The 22883-nt window shown below is 63.5% G+C and carries 19 protein-coding genes; 13 read left to right on the forward strand and 6 right to left on the reverse strand.

Features of this window, described 5'->3' with window-relative positions:
* Window positions 1-44 precede the first annotated feature (44 nt).
* Genes gmd through QHC78_RS07665 form a run of 9 tightly spaced genes read left to right on the forward strand, consistent with a single transcriptional unit; the run spans window position 45 to window position 9476 of the window.
* On the forward strand, window positions 45-1157 hold the full coding sequence (gmd, locus tag QHC78_RS07625; RefSeq protein WP_319743275.1) for a GDP-mannose 4,6-dehydratase: 1113 nt from the start codon (window positions 45-47) through the stop codon (window positions 1155-1157).
* Between the two features lie 2 nt (window positions 1158-1159).
* The gene (locus QHC78_RS07630) at window positions 1160-2122 is read left to right on the forward strand and encodes a GDP-L-fucose synthase family protein (protein ID WP_319743276.1); all 963 of its coding nucleotides are present in this window, start codon (window positions 1160-1162) and stop codon (window positions 2120-2122) included.
* Between the two features lie 3 nt (window positions 2123-2125).
* A complete protein-coding gene (locus tag QHC78_RS07635) occupies window positions 2126-3448 on the forward strand; it encodes a lipopolysaccharide biosynthesis protein (RefSeq protein WP_319743277.1) in 1323 nt (440 codons plus the stop codon).
* Window positions 3449-3470: 22 nt separating this feature from the next.
* Complete coding sequence (locus tag QHC78_RS07640; RefSeq protein WP_319743278.1) at window positions 3471-4373, forward strand: glycosyltransferase family 2 protein; 903 nt, start codon at window positions 3471-3473, stop codon at window positions 4371-4373.
* A 12-nt stretch (window positions 4374-4385) separates the two neighbouring features.
* Window positions 4386-5654 carry an O-antigen ligase family protein gene (locus tag QHC78_RS07645; protein WP_319743279.1) on the forward strand — a complete coding sequence of 423 codons (1269 nt, stop codon included), beginning with the start codon at window positions 4386-4388 and terminating at the stop codon, window positions 5652-5654.
* The gene (locus tag QHC78_RS07650) at window positions 5647-6765 is read left to right on the forward strand and encodes a glycosyltransferase (protein WP_319743280.1); all 1119 of its coding nucleotides are present in this window, start codon (window positions 5647-5649) and stop codon (window positions 6763-6765) included. The genes QHC78_RS07645 and QHC78_RS07650 overlap by 8 nt, the downstream gene beginning before the upstream one ends.
* A gap of 25 nt (window positions 6766-6790) precedes the next feature.
* Window positions 6791-7687, forward strand: a complete 897-nt coding sequence (locus QHC78_RS07655; RefSeq protein WP_319743281.1) for a glycosyltransferase family 2 protein — start codon at window positions 6791-6793, stop codon at window positions 7685-7687.
* Window positions 7684-8241: a putative colanic acid biosynthesis acetyltransferase gene (locus tag QHC78_RS07660; protein WP_319743282.1), complete on the forward strand. Its 558-nt coding sequence runs from the start codon at window positions 7684-7686 to the stop codon at window positions 8239-8241. Before QHC78_RS07655 ends, QHC78_RS07660 begins: the two co-directional genes overlap by 4 nt.
* On the forward strand, window positions 8241-9476 hold the full coding sequence (locus QHC78_RS07665; protein ID WP_319743283.1) for a glycosyltransferase WbuB: 1236 nt from the start codon (window positions 8241-8243) through the stop codon (window positions 9474-9476). The genes QHC78_RS07660 and QHC78_RS07665 overlap by 1 nt, the downstream gene beginning before the upstream one ends.
* Before the next feature lie 39 nt (window positions 9477-9515).
* Here QHC78_RS07665 and QHC78_RS07670 read toward each other — a convergent pair whose 3' ends face one another.
* From QHC78_RS07670 to QHC78_RS07680, 3 genes are all read right to left on the reverse strand, one after another.
* Window positions 9516-10160, reverse strand: coding sequence for a helix-turn-helix transcriptional regulator (locus tag QHC78_RS07670; RefSeq protein WP_319743284.1), 645 nt, complete (start codon window positions 10158-10160; stop codon window positions 9516-9518).
* Window positions 10161-10398: 238 nt separating this feature from the next.
* Window positions 10399-11178, reverse strand: a complete 780-nt coding sequence (locus QHC78_RS07675) for a response regulator transcription factor (protein WP_413816429.1) — start codon at window positions 11176-11178, stop codon at window positions 10399-10401.
* Between the two features lie 419 nt (window positions 11179-11597).
* Window positions 11598-13223: a glucosamine inositolphosphorylceramide transferase family protein gene (locus tag QHC78_RS07680; RefSeq protein ID WP_319743286.1), complete on the reverse strand. Its 1626-nt coding sequence runs from the start codon at window positions 13221-13223 to the stop codon at window positions 11598-11600.
* A 353-nt stretch (window positions 13224-13576) separates the two neighbouring features.
* On the opposite strand from QHC78_RS07680, the gene QHC78_RS07685 reads away from it, so the two are divergent.
* From QHC78_RS07685 to QHC78_RS07695, 3 genes are all read left to right on the forward strand, one after another.
* On the forward strand, window positions 13577-14518 hold the full coding sequence (locus tag QHC78_RS07685) for a phytanoyl-CoA dioxygenase family protein (RefSeq protein ID WP_319743287.1): 942 nt from the start codon (window positions 13577-13579) through the stop codon (window positions 14516-14518).
* Window positions 14519-14654: 136 nt separating this feature from the next.
* Entirely contained in the window at window positions 14655-16478 is a 1824-nt protein-coding gene (gene nhaA, locus QHC78_RS07690) for a Na+/H+ antiporter NhaA (protein ID WP_319743288.1), read from the forward strand.
* Window positions 16479-16488: 10 nt separating this feature from the next.
* Complete coding sequence (locus tag QHC78_RS07695; protein WP_319743289.1) at window positions 16489-17586, forward strand: NAD(P)/FAD-dependent oxidoreductase; 1098 nt, start codon at window positions 16489-16491, stop codon at window positions 17584-17586.
* A gap of 13 nt (window positions 17587-17599) precedes the next feature.
* Here QHC78_RS07695 and QHC78_RS07700 read toward each other — a convergent pair whose 3' ends face one another.
* A complete protein-coding gene (locus tag QHC78_RS07700) occupies window positions 17600-19903 on the reverse strand; it encodes a mechanosensitive ion channel domain-containing protein (RefSeq protein ID WP_319743290.1) in 2304 nt (767 codons plus the stop codon).
* 211 nt (window positions 19904-20114) lie between these two features.
* Between QHC78_RS07700 and chrA the strand changes: the two genes are divergently transcribed.
* Window positions 20115-21350, forward strand: a complete 1236-nt coding sequence (gene chrA / locus QHC78_RS07705; protein ID WP_413816430.1) for a chromate efflux transporter — start codon at window positions 20115-20117, stop codon at window positions 21348-21350.
* A gap of 66 nt (window positions 21351-21416) precedes the next feature.
* Here the strand turns inward: chrA and QHC78_RS07710 are convergent, their stop codons facing one another.
* Together QHC78_RS07710 and QHC78_RS07715 are read right to left on the reverse strand one after the other, a co-directional pair.
* Window positions 21417-21722 carry a hypothetical protein gene (locus QHC78_RS07710; protein WP_319743292.1) on the reverse strand — a complete coding sequence of 102 codons (306 nt, stop codon included), beginning with the start codon at window positions 21720-21722 and terminating at the stop codon, window positions 21417-21419.
* A gap of 183 nt (window positions 21723-21905) precedes the next feature.
* Window positions 21906-22805 (reverse strand): LysR family transcriptional regulator, encoded by a 900-nt coding sequence (locus QHC78_RS07715; RefSeq protein ID WP_319743293.1) that lies wholly within the window; start codon window positions 22803-22805, stop codon window positions 21906-21908.
* Window positions 22806-22883 lie beyond the last annotated feature (78 nt).

Raw genomic sequence — 22883 nt, forward strand, 5'->3', positions numbered from 1 at the left:
CTTTTCGGCCGAGAGTCCGCTAGCTAAGCCACAAGGACACAACCATGTCGAAGCGTGCACTAATCACCGGCGTCACTGGGCAGGACGGCGCCTACCTTGCCGAACTGCTCCTGGGCAAAGGCTATGAGGTCCACGGAATCAAGCGGCGGGCGTCGCTTTTCAACACCGCCCGCATCGACCACCTCTACCAGGACCCGCACGAGCATTCGCGCAACTTTTTCTTGCACCACGGCGACATGACGGACTCCTGCAGTCTCATCCGTATCGTCCAGGCCGTGCAGCCCCACGAGATCTATAACCTCGCCGCGCAAAGCCATGTAGGGGTGTCCTTCGAGGAGCCCGAGTACACCGCGAATACCGACGGCCTGGGTACGCTGCGCCTGCTCGAGGCCATCCGCATGCTCAAGCTCACGGACCGGACGCGCTTCTACCAGGCTTCGACGTCGGAGCTGTATGGCATGGTGCAGGAGACGCCCCAGAAAGAGACCACGCCGTTCTACCCCCGCAGCCCGTATGCGGCTGCCAAGCTCTATGCCTACTGGATATGCGTGAACTACCGGGAGGCCTACGGCATGTACGCGTGCAACGGCATCCTGTTCAACCACGAGTCCCCGCGCCGCGGTGAGACTTTCGTTACCCGGAAAATCACACGGGGGTTGGCGCGCATCGCCATGGGCCTGCAAGACTGCCTGTACCTGGGCAATCTCTCTTCGCTGCGCGACTGGGGGCACGCCCGCGACTATGTCGAAATGCAATGGTTGATGCTGCAGCAAGAACAGCCTGAAGACTTCGTCATCGCGACCGGAATGCAATACAGTGTGCGGGAGTTCATCGACGTGGCCGCGAGGGAGCTGGGACTGCTGCTGTCGTGGGAGGGAGAAGGCCTGCGCGAGACGGCTACCGTCCTCTTCAGCGCCGTGCATGACAAGGTCAAGCCCGGACAGGTCATCGTCAGGGTCGATCCCCGCTACTTCCGGCCGACCGAAGTCGACACCCTGCTGGGCGACCCCAGCAAAGCCAGGGAAAAGCTGGGCTGGTCTCCCCGCACATCCTTCGCCGAACTGGTCAAGGAAATGGTCGAGAGCGACCTGCGGGATGCGCAGCGCGACGCGCTGATGGAAGAGAACGGCTACGAAGTCTACGCATACAAGGAGTAATCATGAAACCGGGCTCTGCACGGATTTTCGTGGCCGGCCACCGAGGCATGGTGGGATCGGCCATCAGGCGGGAACTTGAACGCAAGGGCTATAGCCACTTGCTTACTCCTTCGCGGCATGAACTCAACCTCGAGAACCAGGCTGCCGTACAACAGTTCTTCGATCGCGAACGCCCCGACATGGTGTATCTGGCCGCAGCCAAAGTGGGAGGCATCCTCGATAACGAGCGCCATCCCGTCGCCTACCTGGGCCGCAACCTGATGATCCAGACCAATGTGATTCGCGCGGCCTATGAAAGCGGCGTCAGCAAGCTGTTGTTCCTGGGCTCGTCATGTATTTATCCGCGCCTCGCCCCCCAGCCCATGCGCGAAGAACACCTGCTTACCGGGCCGCTGGAAAGCACTAACGAAGCCTATGCGGTCGCCAAGATCGCGGGCGTCAAGCTGTGCGAGGCATACCGCCGGGAGTTCGGATCGTGTTTCATCAGCGCGATGCCGACCAACCTCTACGGCCAAGGCGATAACTATGACCTCGAGAGCAGCCACGTATTGCCGGCGCTGATCCGTAAGTTCCATGAAGGCAAGGTAGCCGGCGCTTCCTCCGTGACGATATGGGGCACCGGCCAGCCGCTGCGGGAATTCCTGCACGTCGATGACCTGGCGCGGGCGTGTGTACACCTGCTGGAAAGTGATCACGATCACTCGATCTACAACGTCGGTTCCGGCGAAGAAATCAGTATCGCGGACCTCGCGCGCCTGGTGGCCAAGGTAGTCGGCTACGAAGGCAAGCTGAAGTTCGACCTGAGCCGCCCGGACGGCACGCCCCGCAAGCTGTTGGACTCGTCACGGATACGGGCACTGGGGTGGAAACCGGAGATTGCGCTGGCCGATGGCATCGCGATCACCTACAAGCAATTCCTGCGGGAGTCGAGCGCCCTGCAACGGTTGACCAGCGTACTGAGTTGACCCATGGCAATCACGCGCCTGATACGCCGCTACGTCGTCGGCAACGCCTCGTTTTGGGGACTGGTCGAGTACGGCGGCGGGCCTCTCATCGCCCTGGCCGCACTGCCGGTGCTGCTGCGCCTGCTCGGCACGGAAGGATTCGGCCAGTACGCGATGATTCTGGCCGTCGCGGGTTTCGGCAGCCTCGCAAACCTTGGAGCGAGCGTGACGGCGACCAAGCTCGTGGCCGAAAAGGCCCACGAACCCGGCGGAGCCTATCACGGCGCAGGCGTAGCCTCGGCATTGATCTTCTGCGCGCTCGCCACCGTAGCGCTGGTCGCATTGCTCGCCACCTCCGCTCTGGCGCTGGCCTGGCCCCAGCTGCGGTTCGGCGAAACGGCGCTCTATACGCTGCTGCCGGCCGCGCTGGCCGTCTATCTGGCCCAACAGGTGGACCAGCTCTATGCCGGCGCTTTGAAGGGGCGCGAGCGCTTCCAGGCCACCGCGCTTTGTGAGTGCTGCGGCCGTCTCGCCGCCATGGCGCTCGCATGCCTGGCGGCCTGGTTCACGCAAAGTGCGCTATGGACGGCGGCGGCCCAGGCCCTGGGCATAGTCTTGTCGGGCGGGGTCAAGATGGTGATATTCGCCCGCCACGAAGGACACTACTGGGTCAAGCCCATTCCTGACCGGGCGGCCATGGCCAGTGCATTCCGCTTCTCGCGCTGGTCCTGGTTGCACGGCGTGAGCGCATTGGCCTTCGGTTCGCTCGACCGCGTGGTGATCGGGAGCCTATTGGGCCCCAGCGCGCTGGCGCTCTACGCCGTAGGCGTGCAGATAGGCCAGACCACCCATACCTGCGCGGTGGCCGTCTTCCAGAAGGCCATGCCTCGCGTCAACCAATTGCGTGTCGCCCCGCCTCATCCCGGCGCGGCCGGCATTGAAATACGCCGGCTGCTCCGGTGGAACCTCGCGCTCTCGGTCGGCGCGACCGCGCTGCTGCTGGCGTTGAGCCAACCGTTGCTCAAGCTGATGCTGGGAGCGGACCAGGTAGCGGGCCAACAAATCACCTTCGACTTGCTGATCCTGGCGTCCGGCATGCTTTCGATGAATGCCGCCGCCCACTTCTCCCTGCTTGGCCTGGGCAACGGCCGGGCCGTCGCACTGCTGAACGGCCTGGGGGGAATGACGATGCTCGGTTTAATGGCCGCGCTGTCCGGTCCGGTCGGCCAGAACGCCGCCGCCATCGGACGCATGGCCTACGCCATGGTGACCCTCGTTGGAATAGGCGTTGCGCTTCGAGAGTCCCGTGAACCTCTACCCAATCCAACCCCGGTCGCGATCCGGTAGCCGTTACATGCTCAGGGAATATATGCGCAGACATCATGCACAGGAAACGCGGGAGCTGCTCAACTTCGTCAGCTGCCTGAAACCGCCGCGTCCCGTGGCCACCGGCTTGCTGCCACGCATTACCATCGTCACGCCGTCGTACAACCAGGGGAAATTCCTCGAGCGTACGATCCTCTCGGTGCTGAACCAGGGCTACCCCAACCTGGAATACATCATCATCGACGGCGGCTCGACCGATGAAAGCGTCGACATCATCCGCAAGTACGAAAAGTACCTCGCCTACTGGACCAGCAGGCCGGACCGTGGGCAGTCGCATGCCATCAACGAGGGATTCCTTCGGGCTACCGGCGACTATGTCGGGTGGCAGAATTCCGACGATCTGTTCTTTCCGGGTGCATTGCTGCGCCTGGGAAAAGCCGCGGCCGTGGGCCGCCCCGCCATCGTCAGCGGCAATCTCTATCTGGCCGACGCGGCCAACCGCATATTCCGCAAGATCCAGTACACCCCCGTGGACCGCGGCATGCTGACCGTCGTGAAGGCCTCCATTCCCAACCAGGCCGCCATCTTCCGGCGCGACCTGCTCGAGAAGTACGGCATGCTCGACGAGGACAAGCAGTACTGCATGGATCTCGATCTGTGGAGCCGCCTGCTTTATGCCGGCACCAACCAGATCGTTCCCGACGCGTACGGCGTCTACACCATGCACGAGGAAACCAAGACCGCACGGCTGCAGGACGTGCTGCTGGAAGAACGCAGCGCCATCGTCGATTGGATACGCGAGACGGAACCCGGCATCGGTCCGTTCTACGGACTGTCCTGCCGGCTGGCCAAGATGGCAGCGCACGCCAAGCAGGGGGACATTCCCTACCTGTTCGAGAAGTTCGCCAGCAAACTCATCGGTCGCGACGACTGGAGCGGACACTAAGGCGCCTGCACCATGAAGCCTTCACTCACACACACCACCTTGCCGTGGCTATGCGCGTTCTTTTTTTCCGCGGTAGCGCTGAACAACGATTCGCTGACGATCGGGGCTGGCAACTTCAAGCTCTCGCTGTTCGACGTGTTTTTCGTCGTGATCGTCGCGATCAAGTTCATGCGTCTCGGCCAGCCAGGCGCCTACACCCTGCCCTCCAGCCCGGTCATTATTGCACTGGCGCTCCAAGGTCTGGCACTTGCCTACCTGGCTGCGACCAGCTATCCGAACCCAGGCATAGCAGGGCCCGACGTGGCTCGTGACCTGCGCATCGTGTTCTATTTCATAAGCATCCCGTTTCTCTGCTACAAGGACATCGACTCGGCCGGGGCCTACGCCACCCTGCAGAAGACTATCGTGTTTTCCGGCACCACGGTCGCGTTCCTACTGCTTGCCGAGCAAGCTACCGGATTCAGCGTTACCGAACCGCTGCGCAACGTCCGGCTCGCGGTATGGCTGCTTCCCTTCTCGATCATTTCCATCATTTTTTTCCCCCGCACGCTCAGACTGGGCCGGGCGAGCGCCTATCTGCTGACCTTGTTCATGTTTGTCGCACTGGCGATGTCGCTCAACCGCAGCCAGTATCTGCAGCTGGCGGTGTCTGTCGTGCTTGCGGCCATCCTGGGCGGCCAGGCAAGAGCCTTGCAGAAAACCCTCGTGCTGTTCGTACCCGCCATCATCGCGGGAGTGTCGGTGTTCTACCTCATCGGTTATATGGACGTTCTTATCAGCCGGATCTTCACGGTGCAGGAACTCGAATACGACTCCAGCTATGGCGCACGGGTGCAGGAAATGCAGGGCCAGATGGACTTGTTCCGCCAGGCCCCGATATTCGGACATGGGGCGGGATTGAGAAGCTGGGTCATGGGCGAAGAAGGCTTCGAGCTGAGCACGTTCGCGCACAACTCGTGGGCGTTCTATCTTATGAAGTTCGGCATCGTCGGCACCGTCCTGATCATGGCGACGCCGCTGGCCATCATGCTGCTCTCGCTGGTGCGGCCATATGCCCATCCCGGCCTCGAACTGCACCGGCGCTACCTGGTCTGCTGCCTGCCCATCTATGTGGTCGTCGATTCGATGTCGGGAGGATTGGCCTATGCTCCCAAGACGGCCTTTCTGGGATTCATGCTGTGCTACGCGCTATCGCTGGTCCACAACGGCGCGGCGTTCCAACCGATGGTCCGTAAAGTCCGGACCGGAATGAACACGGGCAGGACCGTCCATCATGGCTGATGTCCTCTTTGTTGCTCCCGACTTGTCGCCGGGGGGCGTCGGGCGCTGCGTCACGTTCATTGCCGACGCCCTGCCCCTGGAGGGATTGGAGACCGACTTGTTCCTGCTGCGGCGCTTCAGCGGCGAGTACAAGGTCAGCAACTCGAACGTGACCCACGCCTTGCCGGTCATCACGACGCCGTGGCGCTTCCGCTCCGCGCTGCCGCTGGCATTCTGGCGCCTGTTGATCCACCTGCGGAATGAACCACCGGCGGTGGTCTGCTCCCACGGCCTGCTGTGCAACACACTCGTTGCCGTAGCGTCCACGCTGTCCATGCGGCGCTACGCGACCGTGGCGGTGGAGCACAACAGCCCCTCCGTCCACTACAGCGGCTCTGCCCTGCAATGGATGAAGCGTTGGCTGGCCCGCTACAGCTATGCCCGCCACGACCTGGTCGTCGGGGTCTCGAAAGGCGTCGTCCGCGACCTGTCGGCCATGTTCCCCTCCATGGCAGGCAAGTTCCGGCATGTCTACAACGGCATTCCGCTCGATCAGGTCCGCCGTCTCGCCAGTTGCACGCGTCCCCCGGCCGGCGACCCCGGCATTTTCCATATCGTCGCCATCGGCCGGCTCGATGCCCTCAAGGACTTCAATACCTTGATCGAAGCGGCGGAAATCCTGGACGACCCGCGCATTGCGTTCACGATCCTGGGCGACGGGCCCGAACGCACCGCGCTGCAGCGGCGGATCTCCGCTTCCCGGTCCAGGTCGAAAGTCACGCTCGCCGGCTATGTTGCCAACCCCTTCCCCGTCCTCGCCCATGCCTACGCCTTCGTCTCGACCTCTCGCCGCGAGAGCTTCGGTAACGCCATGGTGGAGGCGCTGTGCCTGGGGGTGCCCGTGATCGCCGCGGACTGTCCGCATGGCCCCGCGGAAATACTCGCCGACGGGCGGTACGGGATGCTGTTTCCGGTTGGGGACGCCTGTGCGCTGGCCGCCGCCGTGCTTCGGCTGGTCGAGGATCCCGACCAGCATGAACGCCTGGCGACGATGGCGCCCGACCGAGCGGCGGAGTTCTCCTTGGAGCAGCACCGCCGCAGTGTCGCGGCCCTTTTCAATCCGCTGCTATAGCGGACTTACCGCCACGGAGAAGATCTTGGAACGCATTCCGGTATCCGTCGTCGTCATGACGAAGAACGAAGCACGCAATATCGTCAAGTGTCTGGCCAGCCTCCAACGCTTCTCCGAGGTCTTCGTCGTCGACTCCGAAAGCACCGACGATACCCGGGACCTCGCGCTGGACCAAGGCGCGCGGGTAGTGCCCTTCAAATGGAACGGCAAATACCCCAAGAAGAAACAGTGGTGCCTGGACAACCTGCCGTTCTCCCACCGCATCGTCCTGTATGTCGACGCGGACGAGGAAATGACGCCGGAATTGGCGGAAGAAATCCGCACCACCCTGCCTCGCTTCAATGACGGCCATGCCGGCGCATTCGCCGCGTTCGACTACGTCTTCTGCGGCAAGACCCTGCGCCACGGCCATCGCGTCTACAAGCTCGTCCTGCTGGACCGCGAACGCGCCCGTTTCCTCGACTACGACGATCTCGACGTCGCCAACATGTGGGAGGTGGAAGGCCATTATCAACCGCATGTCGAAGGACCGACCTTCGTTCTGTCGAACCGCATGATCCATGCGGACCACGATTCCCTCTACCATTACTTCGACAAGCACAACCGCTATTCGGACTGGGAAGCCAACCTGCGCCTGAAAGGCTTGCTGAACGATCCCCGCGAAGCCAACATCGGCGGCCGTGCCGCTTCGAAGAAACTGTTCCAGAACATGCCTTTCAAGGGCGTGGCAGCCTTCCTCCACAGCTACGTCCTGCGCCGTGGATTCCTGGACGGCAAGGCCGGATTCGACTACGCAGTCGCGCGCGGGCTCTACTACTGGCAGATCGGCATCAAGACCGAGGAGCTCAAGAGTGCCTCGGCCCGCGCCAATACCGTGGCCCGCGAGGCCTCATCCCCCGGTATGGAGCGGAGGCCGCTGTGAACGAATATCAGCGCCTGGATCTTTTCTCCCTCGCACCCGGCTCGCGCGGTCGCTCGGCGCTCACCGTACAACTCTGGTGGCTGGTGCAGGCCACGCTATTCCGCGGCTCGCCCCAGATCGCCTATGGGTTCCGCCGCTGGCTGTTGCGCTGCTTCGGCGCGCGGGTCGGCAAGAAAGTGCTGATCCGTCCCACCGCAACGGTCACTTACCCCTGGAAAGTCAGCATTGGCGATCACTCGTGGATCGGAGACGACGTGGTGCTGTATAGCCTGTCCAGCATAGACATCGGCGACCATGTCGTCGTTTCTCAACGCAGCTATCTATGCGCGGCCGATCACGATCCGGAACTGCGCAACTTTCCGATCCGGGAGCGCCCCGTGCGTGTCGAGAACGGCGCCTGGATTGCGACGGACGTGTTCGTCGGCCCGGGGGTCACGGTCGGACGCGGCGCCGTCGTCGGTGCCCGCAGCTCGGTATTCAAGGCGGTGCCGGCCGGCACGATTTGTCACGGCAATCCCTGCCGTCCGGTGCGCATGCGCGGGACGATGCGCTGATGAAGCTCCTCATATACGGCTTGAATTTTGCGCCCGAGCTGACCGGCATCGGCAAGTACACAGGCGAACTGGCCACCTGGATGGCTCGCCAGGGCCATACCGTCTCGGTAATAGCCGGCCCGCCCTATTACCCCGCGTGGCGCGTCCAGGAAGGCTATTCCGCCTGGCGCTACAAGCAAGAGCGCTGGCAAGGCGTGTCGATTATGCGCGCGCCTCTATGGGTACCGGCACGGCCGGGCGGCCTCAAGCGCATCCTGCACCTCGCCAGCTTCGCGCTCGGCAGCCTGCCGGCTCTCATCCAGCAAGCCGCCAAACGGCCAGACGTCATCTTCGTGGTCGCGCCGGCGCTGCTGTGCGCCCCAGCCGCACTGGCGGCAGCACGCCTGTGTGGTGCTCGAGCATGGCTGCACATCCAGGACTACGAGGTAGACGCGGCCTTCGAACTGGGGCTGCTCAAGGGGAACTGGCTGCGCCGCCGCGTCCTATCGTTCGAGCGATGGCTGCTTCGGAGGTTCGATCGCGTATCGACCATCTCGAACCGAATGCTCGAGCTGGCGCTGCAGAAAGGCGTGGAGGACCACCGGTTGGTATCCCTCCCCAACTGGGTCGACGTGGATTTTGTCGCACTTGCCGAGGGCCGCGACCGTTATCGTGCCGAACTCGGGATCCCTCGCGACGCCATCGTCGCCCTCTACGCGGGAAACATGGGAGCCAAGCAAGGCCTGGAGATCCTCGGCGAGGCGGCAAAGCTGCTCGAGCAACATCCCCGCCTCTGGTTCGTGCTCTGCGGCGAGGGTCCACAGCGGGAGGCTCTGCGCAAGTCCTGCGCCGACCTGCCGCGCGTGCGATTCATCGGACTGCAGCCCGCGCACCGCCTGGGCGAGCTTCTCTGCACGGCCGATATACACTTGCTGCCGCAGCGCCAGCACGCCTCGGACCTCGTCATGCCATCGAAACTCGGCGGCATGCTGGCCAGCGGCCGCCCCGTCGTCTGCACCGCGGCGCCGGGCACCGAACTGGCAGCGGTCATTGCCGGGCGCGGCGTCCTGGTGCCTCCCGAGGACGCCTCGGCACTGGCGGATGCGCTGCAGGCCCTGGCGGACGATCCATGCCGCCGCGCGGAACTGGGGGCCGCCGCGCGCGACTACGCCCGCCGTCACCTTCACATCGACGCCATCCTGTCCCAGGCGGAACAGGATTTGCATACCTGTCTGTGCCAAAGGCGCACGGCCTGAGAAACGCATTTCCACTGTGGTCGGGCGCGCAGTCCTCCGTCAGTCCGCGTCCTCGTCGCCCGACTTGATCAGCCCCCTGCGGCGAGCCACGAAAGCGGCTTCGGCCTGATTGCGCACGTTCAGCTTCCAATAAAGGGTGCGCGCATGGCTTTTGACGGTGGCTGACGATATGCCGATACGCTCCGCGATCTCGCGCATGCTATGGCCTTGTACCAACAGGCGCAATATTTCTTCCTGCCGCTTGGTCAGGCCCCTGACAGGATTCTTGGCGGGCATCGATAGCTCGGGCACCAGGGCCTCGCGGCGCGGATAGCATTCGCCGCCGGCCAGCACCAGGCTGACCGCCGCCGCGAGGGCGGCGGGACTGGAGGACCTGGGTATGTATCCCTGCACCCCTCTGCGGGCGAATGCCGCGCTGACCGCCGCGTCTTCTGCGCCATAGAGCGTCAATACCGCCCGAGGCGAGAACAGCGCGAGTGCCCGTTCCAGGGTATCGACGGCTTGCACGGCGTCGGGATGCACGTCCATGACCAGCAGTTCAACCTGACGATTCCATGAGCCGGCCAGATCGCTCAATTGACGCGCAGAGAGAACGATGATCTCTCCGACCCCTTGCACTCGCATCAATACATGTTCTAACGCCAGCCGCAACAGCGCGTAATCTTCAATTAGAACAGTCGCCATTCCCGCGGCCTTTTGTAACGCGCCGGACGCCCCGCCTGGCCAGCCCATGGGTCCGGAATAGTATGGGCGTGCGTGGAGATGAAGAAACTCGATTCACTGGACATGCGTCATCGCGGGAGGCCCACTCGAATGAAAACGCGGGCCTGCCCGCGCGCCGTCTTTCAACTCGCTGTTATGCTATCAGCGGCCATTCGCAGCGACTCTCGGTCGTGCGATTGAAACGGTTCGGCTTAAAGGCCTACTTATGGGCGTAAGACGAGACCCGTTTGTTCTCGCGATCACGCTCACCTTCATGCCATTCCAGCGTCGCGCCGCGCTTCAATGCTGCGTAGACGGCTTCCCCCTTATTGCGCACATGCAGCCGCTGGTAGAGGGTACAAGCATGGGTCTTGGTCGTGGCCACCGAGATGTTCAGCATCCGACTGATAGTTTTGATCGGGTGCCCACGGGCCAGCAGCACGAGTACTTCGTACTGACGGGGAGTCAGCTGAAGCAGCTGCGCTCCCTCAGTAATGCTGATTTCGCTCGACTTGGTGCCATGCGGCACCACATTGCCTACGGTATCGAGCGCGGTAGCGCCAACAGATGTGCTGGTCACACTACGCAAATACGGCTCGGCAGCCTGCAGCTGCTTACCCGGAAAACACTGCCCTCCCGCCATGACGAGACGGATTGCCGCCTCGAGTATCTCGACCGATACCGTTTTCATGACACAGCCGGAAACAGGCACTCCCGTCAGGCTGTGCAAACCCGCGGGCAGAGGAAGCACGTCGGTCAGCAAGAGGACCCGCTTGGGACGCAGTGTTTTGTGTATCTCAAGCAGGCGGTGCCAGTCGGAATCCGTTTCCGCCGACACACCGTAAATCAAGAGATCGACACCGATAGCGGTCGGATCCGCCTTGGAGATGTCGTCGTAATCCATTTCGACGATATCCCAGAGCTCGCCCAGCTTGTTCACTATCTGCCATAAACCAAGACGCAGTAATGGATGAGATTCCATTAGGACTATTTTTCCCATCACTCCCTCTGTTTCCATAATGGGCGCCCGCCCGCCCGCCCGCAACGATATCCGTAGCCACGAAAAGATCCGCGGATCCAATTAAATTTAGTTACATTCATCGTGTAATCATGGATTTGCATCACCGTTCAAAAATGAACAGTGAACCAAACCTTTGTAGTGGAATAAGGGGGGTAGCCGCGAGAAAAGTCGTTCCGAAAGCAGGAGACTTTAAGACTGAGTCATTCGACTCGTCGCGGCTATTACTGCTATTTGTAGCACAACACGGTTGCCATTTGCCCACTTGCGTGCGCAGATGACGTTCGCCCGAATCGGACGTTCGCTGAGTGTAGATATACCACCTTGTGCGATGTACACATGATTAGATCCATCACTTAGTTCTTCGGTATGAAACCAAAAGGCGGAGGTTTTCGGCCAGCCTATTCCATGTATGCGAAGTCGAATACCGTATGGCCCCCATGGCTGTGCCAATGGTGCATGGCCGAGTTGTTCTTGCCGACGAATTTTGCGTAATGCACTGGTCCATCGGTTTCCCTGTATTCATACGGCGTCAGTTTTTCTATACGGTTAAGGGATATCCCTTTCCCATACTGGCAAAAACCCTGATACTGGGCGCACCGGATAATATCCCCGGATGGGGAAACTACTAAACCAGCATTTCTTGCCTTCGCCGGACTGCGAACCACGGGATTACCCGCATGCGCACGCCAATCCGTCGAGGTAGGAGACGGCGCATAAAATGCAAACAATTCGTCGCAGTGACTCCAACCGTCGGTTCTGTCGATATTAGTCAACAACCACCAGTATTCTCCATGCTGGAATACGACAGTATCAACCGCTGATATATCCCGCATCAAGGTTGTTTCAAGTTTCCATTTCAATGGAAATTCTTCGCATTTCCACAACTCGATAGTTCTATTGCCGCAGGTCTCCGGGACCATGTAGGTCTCGCCCTCGTACTCGAAGATGTAGGGAAACGACAAGTGATAGGGCAAGTTCAGCACGTCGCCGAGCACCTCGAAGCGGCCATCGCGATAAGTGGCAACCGCGATCTTCCCTTTGCGCTCGTTGAAGTCGTAGTCCTCGAAAAAGATGTAGGGGCGGTTGTCGCGTGTGTGCACGAACGGGTCGGCGAAGAAACGTCCCTTCGGCGGCGTGAGCACCAGCGCGTCCGACGCCATGGCCTGGGCCCTCATGGAAGGGAACATGCCAATGCGCCAACGCATGTTCCGGTTCATTGCACGGCGCAGGGACAGGACGGCAGCCAGCCACACCTGGCGCGCCAGGTAGCTGGCACCATCCCATTCGGTAGGATGAGTAGACGGTAAGGCGGTATCGATGCGGGGAACCGGATCGGTATAGCGTTGCGGCTTGGCGGCGGCAAGACAGGACAGCGCGTCGCAGATGATCAGCTTGCCCATATCGAAGGCCCGCGCCTGGTTCTTGAGCCAGAAGACCTCGGTATTGAAACTGCGTTTCTCTATGGGCTCATCGTCCTCGGGGCGTTCGGCCAGCCACCACAGGGTTTCTACCGTATGATCGGCGCGGCGAAGCACCTCCCAGAAACCGGCGTACCGCCCGGAGCCGGCATCCGTCGCGCAATAGGAAAGACACCAGGTTCCCAGCCTCGAGGCACCTCGCAGTTGCTCGCGGGCCACCGGCAACCCATCCGGCGCGATGATCAGGTCCAGGTCGAGCCCTCGCAGCGACTCCTCCGCATTGGCCGTTGGCCAGAGACCGATGGGCTTGCCGTCCGCGCAAGGCAGCTGGCGAATATCGCGGCTTTTCAACAAGTCGCGCTGGCGCCCGGTCAGCACACGCTGCTCCATTTGGATCAGGGCCTTCATCAACGGTCCGTTCCTGCGCGTCCAGCCGGAGCGGACCGGACTGTGCGGCGCCACCAGGATCGCCGCCAGTCCGAAGGCCTGACTCTGATCAATCCATTCGATGAGATCGCATACCCACCCCGGCTGTTCATACGCATCAACCAACAGCGCAATCCTCGCTATGCTCATTGCCGCACCCGCGCTCTGGAGTCCTGTCACGTAGTGATACTGCTTGCTTTCCCCCTTGCCCGCCAGTGTGCGCACGCCTTAGGGCAAATGCCCGGCACGCCAGAACGCCTCTGCTCCGTGCAATCGGACACGAGTTTGAGGAGCAAGGGATAACGCCTCCTACACACGATCTACTACGCGGGAGAAACCCTAGCGCTTCGGCTCGCGCTACCCACCGCCGCTAGCACGTCCGTACTAGCGCGCCATCCCTTCGCCCAAACCTACCGTCGTCGCGGTGACCTAGGGCCGACTCACGATGGTTAAGCACGGCGCCGACAGATACGGTAGCGCCAGGTTCAATCACGCCAACGGCACCACGCCAGATGGCGACTTTAGGAGGAATCATGGAAGCGACCGCCGTGCTGTCGGATACCGAAACCGCGCTGTACAACAGGCAGGGATACCTGGCGCTGAAGAGTCTATGCCCCCCGGAGGAGGTCGAGTTGATCCGCGCCACCCTCATGGGTCTTTTCGAGAGCAGAACCGGGTACGAAGAAGGAGCACAGTACGACTTCGTCGGCCGCGACGATCCTTCCAAGCCAGCCAGATTCCCGAGCATGCACGATCCCCGTCACTATGCGCCGGAGCTAGTCAAGACTGCGTACTTCCAACGGGCCCTGGCATTGGCCCGACAACTGCTGGGCGAGAATGCCGCCTTGTACGGCGAGCATGCGCTGCTCAAGCCCGGGCTGGCCGGCCCCGAGACCCCCTGGCATCAGGACGAGGCCTTCCGCTCGCCCGACTTCGAATACAAGGAGCTGAGCATCTGGCTGGCATTGCAGCCGGTCACCGCCGAAAACGGCTGCATGCAGTTCATCCCCGGGTCGAATAAGTATGAGGTGCTGGAGCACCGGTCCCCCGGGGGCGACAAGGCGCTTCACCCGTTGGAGTGCTGCGCCGACTTCCCGCGCGAACTCGCGGTTCCGGCGCCGCTGGAGGCCGGCGACTGCACCGTGCATCACATGCGCACCCTGCACTACACCGCGCCCAACACGTCGCCTACCCCGCGCCTGGCCTACATCCTGATCTTCAATACCCCGCCCGTCTACAAGCCCGGCCGGCGCGAATTTCCCTGGCTCGAAGGGCGATGGACCGACAGCCAGACGCGCCGCAAGCTTTGGCACAAGCGCGGAGGACTGGCGATCGACGTCATGCGGCGGCTGCCGTCGGCCCGGCTGACCAGCCCGAGATGGGTGGCTTGGGCCGCAATCCGGGCTGTCAACAAAGTGTGGAAGAGCAAGCCGCCAGCCCCGGCGCAGCAGGCATCCATCAAGGAAACCGTCTGAGGCGCATACCAGGTCGATGATGGACGCGGCGCCTGGCCCCCCGGGCGCCGCGGCGCGTTCTCCCCCTACAATCGGGGGCGAGGCAGAGGCGCAGCCGTCGGGGCGGCACCCAGCCTCGGGCAACGCGAGGCTCGATGTGTCAACAGATTCCTTAACCGGCAGGCTCGATCGGCCCGTCGACGACCACGACCACACGCTCGGTCCTGGCGGCGCTGCCATTACGCTGGTGGAGTATGGCAGCTACGCCTGCCCATATTGCCGCGCCGCCAACGAACGGATAGCCGAGATCCGGCATCAGCTTGGCGACCGTCTGCGCTACGTATTCCGGCACTACCCGCTGCGGGGCAGCGATATTGCGCAGAGAGCGGCCGAACTCGTCGAGCACGCGCAAGACTCCGAGCGGTTCTGGGAAGCGCACGTCGCCTTGATGACGCGCTCGCCGACCCTGACCGAGAATGACCTGGCCAGCGTTGCCGGCACATTGGGCGTTCCGGAGGCAGACCCCGAGGTGGCCGACGCCGCGCGCGTCCACGCCCGCGATCGGGTACGGGCCGATGTACAAAGCGCCAGAGCAAGCGGCGTCATGATGACGCCCACCTTCTTCATCAATGGCCGTCGCTACGACGGGCCCTGGGATGAAAGCTCGTTCATCGATGCCATGGTGCGCACCCCGGGGCACCGGATCCGGAGCGCTGCGCAGGACTTCGCCGCCTGGGCGCCCTCCGCCGGCATACTGCTCTTGGTCGCGGCGGCCATCGCGATGCTGCTGACCAACTCCCGGCTGGGGCCCGCGTTCACCGCGTTCTGGGAACAGCCGCTGGCCATTTCATTGGGCCCGTCGGCCTTCGGCATGTCGCTCCTGCATTGGATCAACGATGGCCTGCTGACCGTGTTCTTCCTGGTCGTCGGCCTTGAAATCAAGCGCGAGTTGACCGTCGGCCATCTGGCCAATTTACGGTCAGCCGCCCTGCCTATCGCCGCGGCCGTAGGTGGCATGGCGGTCCCCGCCCTGCTCTACGGATTGATCGTTCCTGGCGGACCCTGGTCGCATGGCTGGGGCGTACCCATGGCCACCGACACCGCTTTCGCGGTGGCGCTGATCGCCATGATGGGTAACCGCGTTCCTCTCTCCTTGCGGGTATTCCTGACGGCAGCTGCGATCGTCGACGATATCGGCTCCATCATCGTCGTGGCTCTGTTCTATTCGGGGGCCCTGAACCTGGGCTACCTCGCTGCGGCGGGGGCCGTGGTAGCCGCTTTGGCACTGCTGAATCGTGCCCACATCTACCGGGTCGTGCCCTACGCCCTGCTGGGCCTGTTGTTGTGGGCCTGCATCCATGCGAGCGGCCTGCACGCCACCATGGCGGGTGTCCTGCTCGCGCTTTTCATCCCTACCCGGCCGCCCCCCAACCTGGACAGCCTCATGGCCCAGGCCGACGCCATACTGGCGGCAGAGGCCAGCCACAGCCGGGAAGTGCTGCGGCACGGCCCGTCGCTTCCAGCCCTGGCGGCATTCGACGCCATTCACGACCGCCTGGAATCACCCGCGGACCGCCTTTTGCGCACGGCCGGCGCGCGCTCCAGCTACGTCGTACTGCCCTTGTTCGCCCTCGCCAATGCCGGCGTGCCGATCACGCCCGACATCCTGGCCAGTCATGGCTGGCTGGCAGCGGCCATAGTCGCGGGGCTGGCCATCGGCAAGCCCTTGGGCTTGGTCTCCGCGTCGCTGCTGGCGGTCCGGCTGGGCATTGCCCGCAAGCCGGCGGATTACTCCTGGCGACAGCTGATAGGCGCGGGTGCGCTGGCGGGCATAGGGTTTACCATGTCGCTATTCATCGCCGGGCAGGCGTTTGCGGTGGACGCGGATTTCGCGGCCGCCAAGGTTGCGGTATTCGTCGGCTCGCTGCTCTCCTCGGTCATCGGCGTCTGCATCCTGTGGAACGCCGGCGAAAAGACTTAGCCCCTACCAGATGGAAAAAGTAGATTGCATTGTGATCGGCGCCGGCGTGGTCGGTTTGGCCATTGCACGCGCGCTCGCGCTGCGCGGCTGGGAAACGATCGTGCTGGAACAGGAATCCGGCATCGGAACCGGTACCAGCTCCCGCAATAGCGAGGTCATTCATGCGGGCATCTACTACCCCACGGAATCGCGCAAGGCCGAATGGTGCGTGCGAGGCAAGCACCTGCTCTACGAGTACTGCGCCGACCGCGGTGTCCCTCACCGTCAATGCGGCAAGCTGATCGTCGCCACGGCGCCTGAACAGGTTCCCGTCCTGGACCAGCTGCGGGCCGCCGGCAAAGCCAATGGCGTCGCCGGGCTCGACATCATCGACGCACGTGCCGCCGCCGCCCTCGAACCCTCCTTGCACTGCGTGGCCGCGCTCGAGAGCCGCAGCACGGGTATTGTCGACAGTCATGCGCTCATGCTGTCGCTGCAAGCCGATTGCGAAGCGGCCGGGGGCATGCTGGCGTTCCGTTCCCCCGTGCTCGGCGGCCGGTGCGAGGCCGGCGGCATTACGCTCCACGTCGGCGGGGAGCACCCCATGGACCTTCAGGCAGGCGTCGTGGTGAACGCAGCGGGCCTGCATGCTCAGCAAATCGCCTCCCGCCTGGAAGGGCTGGCCGCGGCCACCATCCCCCTGCTCCACCTGGCCAAGGGAAACTACTACAGCCTGTCTGGCCGCTCGCCGTTCGCGCGCCTGGTCTATCCGGTCCCCGAGCCCGGGGGGCTGGGCGTGCATCTGACCATCGACCTTGGCGGCCAGGCCCGGTTCGGCCCCGACGTGGAGTGGGTCCACCATCTCGACTACCAGGTGGATCCCCGGCGCGCCGACTCGTTCTACGCCTCCATCCGCCGCTACTGGCCGGGACTGCCTGACGGCGCGCTGCATCCCGGCTACGCGGGCATTCGACCGAAGCTTTCGGGCCCGGGCGAACCGGCGGCGGATTTCGTCCTGCAGGGCCCGTCGGTCCACGGCGTCCACGGACTGGTCAACCTGTACGGCATCGAATCACCCGGGCTGACCGCTTCGCTGGCTATCGCCGAAGCGGTCCTCGCGCAGCTCTGACGGACGGCTCCGCTCAGCCTTCGGCCGACGCCAGCGGGCGATGCAGCGTGATGTTGGCCGGCGGGGCGGCCCCATTCTTGTCCCGGCCGAAATAGAGCACGGTATGGGGATAAGGCAGCTCGATTCCGGCGGCGTCGAAGTGCTGCTTGACCAACCGGTTGTAGGCCCGCTGGACAGCCCATTGCATGCCGGGCCTGGTCTTGATGAGCACACGTATGGTGACGCCCTTCTCGCTCAACGAGGTGACTCCCGGAATGGCAATGTCCCCGAGGATGTCGGGCGCCACGGCCTCATCGGTCATTAGTTCGGCAAACGCGTTGCGCAGTTGCTGCATGGCCTCATCGACGTTTTCACGGTGCGCTATCGTGTATTCGCCCAAATGATAAGAAAAGTCCTTGCTATGGTTTGCCACCACGTCCACTGACGAGAACGGCACCAGGTGATAGCCGCCATCTAGCGTCCGGATGCCGACCGAGCGAATAGTGATCTTCTCGACCGTTCCGAACACGCCGGCGACCTCGACCACGTCGTTCTCGTTCATGCCGTTCTCGAGCTGGATGAACACTCCCGTGATGATGTCCTGCACCAGCTTCTGGGCGCCGAACCCGATCGCCAGGCCGACGACGCCCGCCCCCGCAATCAGCGGCGCCACGTCGATGCCGATCTGGGACAGCACCACCATGATGGTCATGGTCACGATGACGATCAGGGCAGCATTGCGCAATAGCGACAACAGCGTCTTTTCGCGGGCGGTGGGCATCGCGGCCCCTTCCCGGATGCTCAGACGGTGCTCGATGATGCTGGCCACGATGGTCCAGGCCAATGCAGCGAACAACAACACGATGACGAGGTTCACAGCCAGGCCGATGGCCGCAGCCCCTGCGTCGGACGCAATCCAGGCGGACAAATTGAACGCCCGCCAGGCATCCAGGACGACCAGCACGACGGCAATGCGCAGGGTCCAGCCGACCACTTTCAGCACTGCCGGCACATAGGAATTGAGCCGCGCCTCGAGCAGCGGCAAACGCCTGCGCAGCTCATCCGAAACCCGCAGCGGCCGGGACAGCAGCGTATTGATGACCAGTCCCAGCAAGGCGCCGACACCGATGGCCAGTACCGTCTGCAAAGTCGCCTTGACCATGAACGGCAAGGCGTTGGCCGGATCGACCTGGCTCGCGACCAGCAGCACGGTGAAGTACCCGATACCCAGGATGTGCCAGATACGCGATACGAAACGAAGCCGGGATCCGAGGGGAGACTGGGCCGCGTGCCGGTCCAGCCGTTCGCGCAGGCTATTCCGGTTGCGCCAGATGACGCGCACCGCATATCCATAGACCGCTACCATGATGACCAGGCCTAGCAGTCGGCCGATCGCGGGGGACAGCGCCGCCGAGGCGACGGGCGCCACCAGCATCGTGCTATATCCGGCCACCGCTACGATACGGACCAGCCATCCGTTCCAGTAGTGCGCCTGTTGGTCGGACATAGGCAGCAAGCGCAGATAGGGATACCGGGTCGAGAATACGGTCCGCACCAGCACCTTGGTGATCTCCACTGCCAGGAATGCCCGCAGGAAAATCGCCCCCGCGGGCGCAATCTGGCCCGGGCCGGGACCGGCTGCGGCCGCCACGCCATACCCGACGAGCGCCGCCAGCAGCACAATGCCTATATCGATAACCAGCGCGCCGAGGATAGCGCCCGCCCGCCGATACAGGATGTACATGCTGAGCGGGGCACCGGCCTGCGCTGCGGCATGGTTGGCGGCAACCCAGCGATCGATGCGGGCATAGGCGCGCGACGCCGCGAGCCGCAGCAGCACATAGACGGCGACTGTGGCGGCCATGACGGCAGCCAAGTACAGAAGCATGGACGCGGCCCTATCGACCCCGATGCCGGTTGCCTCGCCGCGCGCCATGGACCGGACATCGGCACTGGCCTGCACCAAGTCCTGCGCCAGTCCGGACAAAAACCCTTGCACGCGGGCCGTCATGCGCGACGTTGGCGACGCCTCGGCCTCGCTGTCCGATACCGGCTGGCCCGGCTGTCCTGCCGGCTCTCCAGGCGCGTGAGCGCGGAGCTGGTCGATCAATGCCTGCCGGGCCTCGGGGTTCTCCAGTAGCTCGGCCAGGGCGGCGGGAGTGTGCGCCGAGGCCGCGCCGTCCGGCTCCGTCGCTGCGGCACGGGGCGAAAGCAATCCTCCGACGACGCCGGCCAGCAGCATGGCGGCCAGCCATGATTTCCATCCGGGCTCGCGCAAGACCAGCCAGGAAAGAAAAGAAAAAACGCGGGGTGTTGCCGTCGCGGTGTCCAACGCCACTAGAAAGCCTCCAGAAAAAAGGATGAGGGAAGTCGCGTGCGGCCTGGTGGAACGGCACGCGGATAATCCAAACAGGGTAAAACACCCCAGCCTTTAGTGACAATCGCGCAGTCCGCGCCAACGCGCATCTACGCTTTACGGCGTGGGCGTATCGCCACCGCTTTCGGCTATGCTGCCGATCGTTTCCCCTCGTGCAACCGCGCGCCCGCGCATGCCAAGGATCGCCAGCGTGCCCCACACCGACGACTCCCTCGCCCAACCCGAGAACCGTGATGGCGCATGGCGCGTCTTCCTCGTCTTCCTGCGGCTCGGCTTGACCTCTTTCGGCGGCCCCATCGCCCATCTGGGCTACTTCCGGACCGAATTCGTCCAGCGGCGCCGCTGGCTGGACGACCGCGCCTATTCCGATTTGGTGGCCCTCTGCCAGTTCCTGCCTGGCCCCGCGAGCAGTCAGGTCGGAATGGCGTTGGGACTGCGCCGCGCCGGGTGGCCGGGCCTCCTGGCCGCCTGGGCAGGGTTCACCTTTCCCTCGGCCATCGTGCTCGTGCTGTTCGGCTACGGGATGGCGGAATACCGAAGCATGGCCGACGCGGGATGGATACATGGACTCAAGGTGGTCGCCGTGGCCGTCGTCGCCCAGGCGGTCTGGGGCATGGCCAAGTCGCTCTGCCCGGACCGCCTCCGCGCCGCACTGGCCATCCTGGCCGCATTGACCACGCTGGCACTGCCTACCGCCGCCGGGCAAGTGACGGCCATGGCCGCGGCGGGCCTGCTCGGGCGCATGTGGCTGCGGCTGCCTCCTGCCGAGGCGGTACGAACCAGCGCCTATCCTCTTTCGCGCGGCTTCGGCCTATTGGCGCTGGCCTTGTTTGCGCTCCCGTTGCTGGTCCTGCCCATCTGGGCGGCCGCCAGCGGTTCATCGGTCATTGCACTGCTGGAAGGAATCTATCGCTCGGGCGCGCTTGTCTTCGGCGGGGGCCACGTGGTCCTGCCTCTGTTGCAGGCCACGGTCGTTCCCCAGGGGATGGTCGACAACGCCGACTTCCTGGCAGGCTACGGCGCGGCACAAGCCATACCGGGACCGCTATTTACCTTTGCCGCCTATCTCGGAACAGTGGCGCAATGGCCGCTGCAAGGCTGGCCAGGCGGACTCGCCGCGCTGGTGACCGTTTTCCTGCCTGCGCTGCTCGTGCTGGCCGCCGCGCTGCCCTTCTGGGAGCGCTTGCGGCAACGCGCAGACATCCAGACAACGATGGCGGGCATCAACGCGGGCGTGGTCGGTATCCTGCTAGCGGCACTCTACGATCCCGTCTGGACCGGCGCGATTCGCGGGCCGGCAGACTTCGGCCTGGCCCTCGCTGCGTTTGGATTGCTGGTATTCGGCCGCTGGCCGCCGGTCCTGGTCGTCGCCCTGGCTGCCGTGAGCGGCTGGGCCATCGCCGCCTAGCAACGACGCCCAGGCAAACAAAACCCGCTGCGGCGGCAGCGGGTTGGATGACTCGGTGTTACGGCGTCAAGGCTGGATCACGATTTGAGGAGTGATGACGATCGCCGGCTCGGCGGGATAGTAGACGCCACCGCCGCCGTAGTAGGAGGGGCGGTCCTTGCATTTGCGCTCTTCCTTGTATTCGCCGTTCCCCTTCCACTTGCGCTCGATCCTGCAGGGGCCGTCCCAATATTCCTCTTTATATTCCCGGCCTTTGTACTTGCCGCGATAGCCGTGGCCGGATTCATCTTTCCAGGGGTCGGCGTGGGCCTGGGCGGCCCCCAGCCCCAAGGCAAGGGGGACAAGCAAGGTAAGCAGGCTGCGATAAGTCATTGTTCACGTCTTAGAATAGGTACTTGCTACGAAGCTAGCACGCCCCGCGCGGCGCTCAGGTATCAAAGCTGTTACCAAGGTACGGTCCTGTGACTCGTCCCGGCTGCCGCGGAAAACGGGCCAGCGACGCCCCCGCGTGTTGTACCCGTGCGACGTCCTCGCTTGCAGGCAGCGGTCGTGTCACTAGCCCGATGTCTTGATGAAATCGATGAAGGCCTTGAGCGGCGCCGGAACCAGGCGACGCCCGGGGTAATAAAGAAAGGGCCCGGAAAAACGCTGCCACCACGGTTCGAGTATCGGTTCGAGCGCACCGCTGTCGAAATACGGCCGCAGCCAATCCTCGAAAAGGTACACGATGCCGGTGCCTGCGACGGCCGCGTCGACGGCCAGATCGACCGCGCCACCTATACGGACAATAAGCGGACCGGCGGGATCGATCCGGACTGACTCGCCGTCGCGCTCGAATTCCCAGGGTGGCATCGATCCGCTCGGAAAGCGGCCGCGCAGGCAGGCATGCCCTATCAAGTCCCGCGGATGTTGCGGCCGCCCGTTGCGATCGAGATAGGCCGGCGCAGCGGCCGCTGCAAAGCGCTGGATGCGCGGACCGATCGGCACGGCGATCATGTCCTGCTCCAAGCGCTCTTCATAGCGGATCCCTGCATCGCATCCGGCCTCGAGCATGTCCACGAAACTTTCCTCGGCCACTACTTCGAGCCGGATATCGGGATAGGCCGCAAGGAACGGTGGAACCAGCGCAGGCAGGACCAGCCGCGAGGCGCTGACCGAAACATTGAGGCGCAGCGTACCGGCGGGCCGGTCGCGGAAACCATTGACGGCATCGAGCGCAGCGCCCATTTCGTTCAATGCCGGGGCGAGCCGGGCGAGCAGGCTGGCACCCGCTTCCGTCGGCGCGACACTACGGGTGGTCCTGTGGAGCAGCCTGACGCCCAGTTGCGCTTCCAGGCGGCGAACCGCCTCGCTGAGCGCGGAGGCACTGCCCCCGCTCGCACGGGCACCATCGCGGAACCCGCCGGCGCGCGCCACGGCCACGAAGGCCTGTAGATCATTCAGATCGACTTTCATTGTTCGGAATTCCGCACAACCCGTCCCGATTGTATTGGATTGTCCTAGATATCGGCGATCGATATTGTGGGGGCTCCA

Source organism: Pigmentiphaga sp. (assembly GCF_033795525.1).
In the GTDB taxonomy this organism is placed as follows: Bacteria; Pseudomonadota; Gammaproteobacteria; order Burkholderiales; family Burkholderiaceae_B; genus Pigmentiphaga.

Bases quoted from the DNA above. Each gene is read 5' to 3' on its own strand.
- QHC78_RS07710 (WP_319743292.1), bottom strand. From the start codon at position 21,722: ATGACTTATCGCAGCCTGCTTACCTTGCTTGTCCCCCTTGCCTTGGGG.
- QHC78_RS07685 (WP_319743287.1), top strand. From the start codon at position 13,577: ATGGAAGCGACCGCCGTGCTGTCGGATACCGAAACCGCGCTGTACAAC.
- QHC78_RS07715 (WP_319743293.1), bottom strand. From the start codon at position 22,805: ATGAAAGTCGATCTGAATGATCTACAGGCCTTCGTGGCCGTGGCGCGC.
- QHC78_RS07665 (WP_319743283.1), top strand. From the start codon at position 8,241: ATGAAGCTCCTCATATACGGCTTGAATTTTGCGCCCGAGCTGACCGGC.
- gmd (WP_319743275.1), top strand. From the start codon at position 45: ATGTCGAAGCGTGCACTAATCACCGGCGTCACTGGGCAGGACGGCGCC.
- QHC78_RS07675 (WP_413816429.1), bottom strand. From the start codon at position 11,178: ATGGGAAAAATAGTCCTAATGGAATCTCATCCATTACTGCGTCTTGGT.
- QHC78_RS07640 (WP_319743278.1), top strand. From the start codon at position 3,471: ATGCGCAGACATCATGCACAGGAAACGCGGGAGCTGCTCAACTTCGTC.
- QHC78_RS07650 (WP_319743280.1), top strand. From the start codon at position 5,647: ATGGCTGATGTCCTCTTTGTTGCTCCCGACTTGTCGCCGGGGGGCGTC.
- QHC78_RS07670 (WP_319743284.1), bottom strand. From the start codon at position 10,160: ATGGCGACTGTTCTAATTGAAGATTACGCGCTGTTGCGGCTGGCGTTA.
- QHC78_RS07630 (WP_319743276.1), top strand. From the start codon at position 1,160: ATGAAACCGGGCTCTGCACGGATTTTCGTGGCCGGCCACCGAGGCATG.
- QHC78_RS07645 (WP_319743279.1), top strand. From the start codon at position 4,386: ATGAAGCCTTCACTCACACACACCACCTTGCCGTGGCTATGCGCGTTC.
- QHC78_RS07635 (WP_319743277.1), top strand. From the start codon at position 2,126: ATGGCAATCACGCGCCTGATACGCCGCTACGTCGTCGGCAACGCCTCG.
- QHC78_RS07695 (WP_319743289.1), top strand. From the start codon at position 16,489: ATGGAAAAAGTAGATTGCATTGTGATCGGCGCCGGCGTGGTCGGTTTG.
- chrA (WP_413816430.1), top strand. From the start codon at position 20,115: ATGCCAAGGATCGCCAGCGTGCCCCACACCGACGACTCCCTCGCCCAA.